Consider the following 8296-nt stretch of genomic DNA (forward strand, 5'->3'; position numbering starts at 1 on the left):
GACGTAGCTAATAAAGACAGCTATGCAACAGGTACAGGTCTGTATCAATGGAACTCTGGTGCAGAAACTACTAATCCAGATGTAGCTAACAAAGATAGCTATGCAACTGGTACTGGTCTGTATCAATGGAACTCTGGTGAAGAGACAACTAACCCAGATGTAGCTAACAAAGACAGCTACGCAACTGGTACAGGTCTATACCAATGGAACAGTGGTGCTGAAACAACTAACCCAGATGTAGCTAATAAAGATAGCTACGCTACTGGTACTGGTTTATACCAATGGAATTCTGGCGAAGAGACTCAAAATCCTGATGTAGCTAACAAAGATAGCTATGCAACTGGTACAGGTCTGTATCAATGGAATAGTGGTGCTGAAACTACTAACCCTGACGTAGCAAACAAAGATAGTTACGCAACAGGCACTGGTTTATACCAATGGAACTCAGGTGAAGAGACAACTAACCCAGACGTAGCTAATAAAGACAGCTATGCAACAGGTACTGGTCTATACCAATGGAACTCTGGTGCAGAAACTCAAAATCCTGATGTAGCTAACAAAGACAGCTATGCAACTGGTACTGGTCTATATCAATGGAATTCAGGTGAAGAGACACAAAACCCAGACGTAGCTAATAAAGACAGCTATGCTACAGGTACAGGTCTATACCAATGGAATTCTGGTGAAGAGACTCAAAATCCAGATGTAGCTAATAAAGACAGCTATGCAACAGGTACTGGTCTGTATCAATGGAATTCTGGCGAAGAGACACAAAATCCAGATGTAGCTAACAAAGACAGCTATGCAACAGGTACAGGTCTATACCAATGGAACAGTGGTGCAGAAACTCAAAACCCAGATGTAGCTAATAAAGACAGCTATGCTACAGGTACAGGTTTATACCAATGGAATTCTGGCGAAGAGACTCAGAACCCAGACGTAGCTAACAAAGATAGCTATGCTACAGGTACAGGTCTATATCAATGGAATTCTGGCGAAGAGACACAAAATCCATATGTAGCTAACAAAGATAGCTATGCTACAGGTACAGGTCTATATCAATGGAATTCTGGCGAAGAAACTCAAAACCCAGATGTAGCTAACAAAGACAGTTACGCAACTGGCACAGGTCTATACCAATGGAATTCAGGTGCTGAAACAACTAACCCAGATGTAGCTAACAAAGATAGCTATGCAACTGGTACAGGTCTATACCAATGGAACAGTGGTGCAGAAACTACTAACCCTGACGTAGCTAATAAAGACAGCTATGCGACAGGTACAGGTCTATACCAATGGAACTCTGGTGAAGAGACTCAAAATCCAGATGTAGCAAACAAAGATAGTTATGCTACAGGTACAGGTCTATATCAATGGAACTCTGGTACTGAAACTACTAATCCAGACGTAGCTAACAAAGACAGCTATGCTACAGGTACTGGTCTATACCAATGGAACAGTGGTGCAGAAACTACTAACCCTGACGTAGCTAACAAAGACAGCTATGCGACAGGTACAGGTCTATACCAATGGAATTCTGGCGAAGAGACACAAAATCCAGATGTAGCTAATAAAGACAGCTATGCAACTGGTACAGGTTTATATCAATGGAACTCTGGTGCAGAAACTCAAAATCCAGATGTAGCTAACAAAGACAGCTATGCAACAGGTACTGGTCTGTATCAATGGAATTCAGGCGAAGAGACACAGAACCCTGACGTAGCTAACAAAGACAGCTATGCTACTGGTACTGGTCTATATCAATGGAATTCAGGTGCTGAAACCACTAACCCAGATGTAGCTAACAAAGACAGCTATGCAACTGGAACAGGTCTGTATCAATGGAACTCTGGAGAAGAGACACAAAACCCAGACGTAGCTAACAAAGACAGCTATGCAACAGGTACTGGTCTGTATCAATGGAATTCAGGTGCAGAAACTACTAACCCAGATGTAGCTAACAAAGACAGCTACGCAACTGGCACCGGTCTATACCAATGGAATTCTGGCGAAGAGACGCAGAACCCAGACGTAGCTAATAAAGATAGCTATGCAACTGGTACTGGTCTATACCAATGGAACAGTGGTGCAGAAACTACTAACCCTGACGTAGCTAATAAAGACAGCTATGCAACAGGTACAGGTCTGTATCAATGGAACTCTGGTGCAGAAACTACTAATCCAGATGTAGCTAACAAAGATAGCTATGCAACTGGTACTGGTCTGTATCAATGGAACTCTGGTGCAGAAACTACTAATCCAGACGTAGCTAACAAAGATAGCTATGCAACAGGCACTGGTCTATACCAATGGAATTCTGGTGAAGAGACTCAAAATCCAGATGTAGCAAACAAAGATAGTTATGCTACGGGTACAGGTTTATACCAATGGAATTCAGGTGCTGAAACCACAAATCCTAATGTAGCAAACAAAGACAGTTATGCTACAGGTACAGGTCTATATCAATGGAACACTGGTGCAGAAACTACAAATCCAGATGTAGCTAATAAAAATAGTTACGCAACTGGTACTGGTCTATATCAGTGGAACTCTGGTGCAGAAACAACTAACCCAGATGTAGCTTACAAAAAAGGATATGCAACTGGTAATGGCTTATATCGCTTCGGAAATGGTGCAGAAAGTCAAAATCCATTATTTGGAGATCCAAGTAGCTATTCATTTATCTTAGCTTTATTCTTAGATGATCTTGATACAGTTAAACCTAATGAAAACTTAGTCGATGTAGTACTAGATCCTAATTACAAAGATTGGTTATTAGATCAAGGTTTAAATGACTTTATCGAAGCAGGTAAAGATGAAGGTAATAACTTTATTCCTAGAATCATTGCAAGCTCTGATATGCAGTTAGATAAAGACTTTAATTTAGAAGTTGCATCTAACAATAGTCATTTAAATAACTATCTAAATAAATTTGGTATTACATTACAGACATGTTCGATAATCGATCCTACTGTATTAAAAGATTATTTACCATCTGATAGTGACAGTTACCAAGAAATGAGAAAACTGTGTGCTTTCTTAAACGATAAAGTTCGTGAGAATGGTGAAATTCCTAACACTATTCCAACTAACATTCTTCCAGGCGAAGTTATTTCTAACATCGTAGTAGAAGCTCGTAAAGCATTAAGCAATCAGGTTTCTTATAATGAAGTATCTGATGTTCAAGAGAAAAATTAATCAATAAATTTTTCTCGTAGGGATTTCCCTTAAATCAATTAAAAATGAGTGATCTCTCGGTATCCGAGGGATCACTCATTTTTTTTGTTACTTAGAATAAAAGGCTACTTTGTATGCTTATTTTTCTATTATTTAAAACTTTTTAAACTAAAAGGTGTCTAATAGATTGTAATTTTTTCTATTTTAGAAATTTTGAGCTTTAGAGCTTAGAATGAGTAATTGGTATATTAATAATCTATTTTTATAAGTAAGCAGATTGCAAATGGTTTGACTGTCTTCTGCCTTTATGAATAGGTTTAAGGCATACATTGTAATCTGTTAAAAGTCATATGAATAAAATTTTTAATCTTAAATATAGTAAAACGAAGAAGCAACTAGTTGTTGTTTCTGAATTAGCTACTAATGCAGATGTAGGTTCTACTTCATCAGCTAAAGAGACAAAAGAAGTTAAAGCTCCTAATGCTAAAGATGTTAACCTTGCGTTAAGCCCATTAGCTAAAAGTTCAGTTATTGCTGCAGGTTTAGCATCATCTTTATCTTTAGTAGGTAACGCTCAAGCTGATGCTGCTCGTACTGGCATGGATGTAATTTCTGGTACAGTTAATGTAGTGACTAATGGTTTAGTTACAGAAATTACTAACTCAGCTAATGCTATTATTAACTGGCAGACATTTAACATTAACGAAAACGAAATTGTTAAATTTATCCAACAATCAACTGATTCAGCCGTATTAAACCGTGTTATTGGTGGACAAATTTCTCAAATTTTAGGTACTTTACAATCGAATGGTAAAGTATTTATCGTTAACCCAGCTGGTATCGTTTTCGGTGAAAACTCAGTAGTAGATGTAGGCTCTTTAGTAGCTTCTACATTAGATATTACTAATGAAGATTTCTTAAACGGTAACTACGTTTTCAACCAAGATAAAGACCAAGCAATCGCACAAATCCTTTCTCAAGGTATGATTAAAGTTAATGATGATGGTTCATTAGCTTTAATTGGTGGTCAGGTTGTGAATACTGGTGTGTTAAAAGCTGAAAACGGTTCTGTTTTCCTTTTAGCAGGTAAAAGTATTACAATTCAGGATTTAGATAATCCTTTAATCAGCTATAAAGTAACTGCAGAAAACAAAGCAGTAAACTTAGGTGAAATTATTTCTAAACGTGCTACTTTATTAGGTAACAAAGTAGCAAATGGTTATACATCTGCAAGTGAATTTGCAGACATCATGTCTAACTATGCAACTTCTGCAACTAATGCAAAAATTAGCGCAGATGGTGAAATCGTTCTTTACGGTGCTTCAGTATCTGATGAAGTGCAAACAACTGCACAAACTGACACAGAAGTAACTGGTACTAAAAACAGCTTAGTAGTAAACAACGGTACTTTAAATAGTTCAAACACAGCAGGTAAAGCTGGTACTATTAAAGTATTAGGTGATGAAGTTGTATTAGGAAGCAACTCTGATATCAATGCTTCAGGTGCTACTGGTGGTGACGTTTACGTTGGTGGTGATTTTAAAGGTAATGGTTCTGTTAAATTAGCGAACAATACTACAGTTGAAACTGGTTCAAAAATCAACGTATCTGGTGTAAATGACGCTGGTAACATCGCTGTATGGGGTAACTACGCTTACGTTTCTGGTGAATTCTCAGCAACTTCTGTAAATGGTAACGGTGGTTTCTTAGAAACTTCTGGTAAATACATTTCAATCGCTGATGATATTAGTGTAAACACTTCATCAGAAAAAGGTGTTTCTTACTACGGTAACTGGTTAATCGACCCTACAGATTTAACTATTTACAACTCTTCATCAACGTCATCAAATACGTATACTGGTTGGTATCAAGGTAAGAATGGTTATGCTGGCTCAAGTTTAAGTGATACAGTAATTAATAACCAATTAAAATCAACTAGCGTAACTATCCTTACTGATGGTAACGTTACAATTACTGGTGCTTACTTATACACTTTAGCTGGTAACAACAATTACTTAACTATCTATACTTCAGGTGGTACTTACAAAGTTGAAAACAGTACATTCAACTTTGCTGGTAACGGTACATTAAGCCTAATCGGTATGGGTAACTTCAGTATGAACAACTCAAGCATCGAAGCTTATAGCTTAGTTCTTGGTTCATACGAACAAGTTTATAACGAGAGCCAAAAATACTGGTTAAATATTTCTGACTCTTACATCCACTTACGTGGTAACACAACTTCATACATCCGTGCTAACGCGTATGCAAGTTCATCAATCAACAATACAACTATCGATGCTGAAAATAGTACTTTAAGCATTAAGTACAGTGAAAACTTTACTTTCAACGGTACTAACATTACAGCAGCAGAAGTTGACTTATATCCAATTGAAGGTGCAACTGACGTTGGTGGTGTAACAACTACATTTGTTAACTCAAGTGTAAATGTTTCTAAATCATTTAACTTAAACAACACAAGATCTGCGTTAAATGTATCTAACTCATCAATTAACGGTAGCGATACTGCAACAGTAACTACAAATGTTAAAAACATTAACATCAGCGATAACTCAACAATCACTGGTAACACTGTAGCTTTAACTACTGTTGACGGTAGCATTAACGTTGCTAACTCAAGCGTTACATCAGCTTCTAACACTTCATTAGTTGCTGTTGGTGGTGACATCGCATTTGACGGTGCTACAATTGGTGTAACTGATGGTAACATCAGCTTAAACGCTTCAAATAACGTAACGTTAAGTGAAACTGTAACTTTAGAAATGTCAGATTCTTCTAACATTTCTGTTTACGGTGGTAACAACGCTAAAGTTGAAAATGTAAGCTTAACAGCAGACAATATCAATGTATCAGGTGGTAATGTAACTGTTGAAAACTCAACATTAAATGCTACTACAGATACAAGCTTAACTGCTAACAATGCGTTAACTTTAGATGATTCAACTGTAATCGCTGCTAACAACGTGTCAGTATGCTCAACAAATGGTACAGTTGATATCGCTAACACAACAATTAACGCTGGTGATTCAGTAGTTCTATCAGCTAAAGAAGATTTAAGTTTAGATAACCACACTTATGTAAATGCTACAAGTGGTGATGTTGACTTAACTTCATCAGAAGGTAATGTAAGCGTAGTTGGTACTAACATTACTGCAAGCGAAGGTAATGTTTCATTATCAGCTTACAGCAACTTAACTGTAGAAAACTCTAACATCAGTGCTAAGAAAGGTTTAGCTTTAGTTTCTGAAACTGAAAACGTATCTTTAGTTTCTGGTACAAGCTCTACTTACTCTTTAGGTGAAGGTGCAAACTTAACTGTAAGCGCTGGTAAAACTGCAACAGTTGAAGGCTTAACTGGTGATTTAGGTAACGTTGATATTAACGGTACTGACGTTGCATTAAGCAATAACAACTTAAGCTTAAGTGGTGATTTAGCAGTAAACGCTGCAAACTCAGCTTCTTTAAGCAACAATACAATTTCAGCTGATGATATTAATGTAACAACTACATCAGGTGATTTAACAGTAGCTGACAGTAACTTAACTTCAGTTAATGACACAGTTTTAAATGCTGGTGGTGATTTAGAAGTTGCTAACACAACAGCTACATCAACTTCAGGTGATTTAACATTATCAGGTTCAAATGTAACTTTAGGTGATGGTACAATCTTAACGGCTAACGAAACTGACGGTGACGTAGCAATTACAGCTACAGATGGTACTGCAAGCCTAGAAGGTACGAACGTTACTGCTAACAATGTTACTTTAACTTCTACAACTGGTGATTTAGTAGCTAATAACTCTAACATCTCTGCAGTTAAACCACTAAACTTCACTTCAACTGAAGGTAATGTTACTTTAACTGATACAAGCATTAAAACTGACGGTGACTTAACTGTAACTGCTGGTAAAAATGCAACTATTTCAGGTGAAAACTCAACTATTACTTTAGGTAGTGATGGTTCTGCGAACTTAACAGTAACAGCTGGTGAGAACGCAACTGTTGAAAACGTTAAAGGTACAGTTAACAAAGCAGAAGTTACTGCTGGTAACGATGTATCAGTTGCAAATACTTCATTAAATGCAACTACTTTAACTTTAGATGCTGCAAATGGTAATTTAACTACTACTGACAGCTCATTCAATGTAACTGAAAACGCTACATTAACAGCTGGTGAAGCTGTTACTCTAAACAACACAACTGTAAATGCAACTACAGGTTTAGATGTTGAAGGTAAATCAGTAGAGTTAAATAACGGTACTAACTTAATTTCAGATTCAGATATAAATGTTGTAGCTACAGAAGGTGATTTAAACGCTACTGGCTCTAACATCACTTCAAACGAAGGTTCTGTAACTGTAAGCTCTGCTTCAAACTTAACTTTAGAGAACAGCAACATTTCTGCATCTAAAGATGTAAATGTAACTGCTGAAGGTGTTGCTAACTTAAACGCAACAAACGTTTCTGCAGAAACTGGTAACGTAACAGTTTCAGGTACTGAAGGCTTACACTTAAACAACGGTACTAACATCTCTGCAAGTGGTGAAGTTAACTTAACTTCTACAGGTGGTTCATTAACAACTGAAGGTACAAATGTTACTTCAGAAAATGGTAATGTAAGCTTATTTGCAAAAGATGATTTAACAGTAGATAACTCAAATATCTCTGGTAAAGCAGGTATCCTATTTAATGCGAGTGAAGGTTCATTAACAATCGGTAACTCAACATTAAATACAACAGGTAACTTATCATTCGAAGCTGGTAAAGATATTTCATTATCAGACTTAGATTTAAATGTTACTGATTTCAACTTACAAGCTAACGGTAACGCGTCATTAGCTAATACTTCAGTAAATGCTACAGATATTAGCGTTTCTGGTACTAATGTAAATGTTACAAATGGCTCAATCTTAACAGCGACTGAGTGTGTATCATTAACTGCAACTGATGGTTCAGTAAATGTACTAGATAGTAACTTAACAGCACAAAACGGTAGCGTAGCTATCCAAGCAACTGATGATGTAACAATTGATAATTCAAACATCTCTGGTGCTACAGGTGTAACTATCAACGCTGAAAACGGTACAGCTGACATCAA

Annotated in this window: 2 protein-coding genes; both read left to right on the top strand. The window is 36.9% G+C overall.

What is annotated here, in order from left to right; all coding sequences use genetic code 11:
- The coding region (locus CKF54_RS08180) for a hypothetical protein (protein ID WP_222987554.1) at positions 1-3198 on the top strand (3198 nt) is incomplete at its 5' end.
- 329 nt (positions 3199-3527) lie between these two features.
- A partial coding sequence (locus CKF54_RS06645) for a beta strand repeat-containing protein (protein WP_119525578.1) occupies positions 3528-8296 on the top strand: 4769 nt, incomplete at its 3' end.

The sequence above is a fragment of the Psittacicella hinzii genome (genome assembly GCF_003585885.1).
GTDB lineage: Bacteria > Pseudomonadota > Gammaproteobacteria > Enterobacterales > Psittacicellaceae > Psittacicella.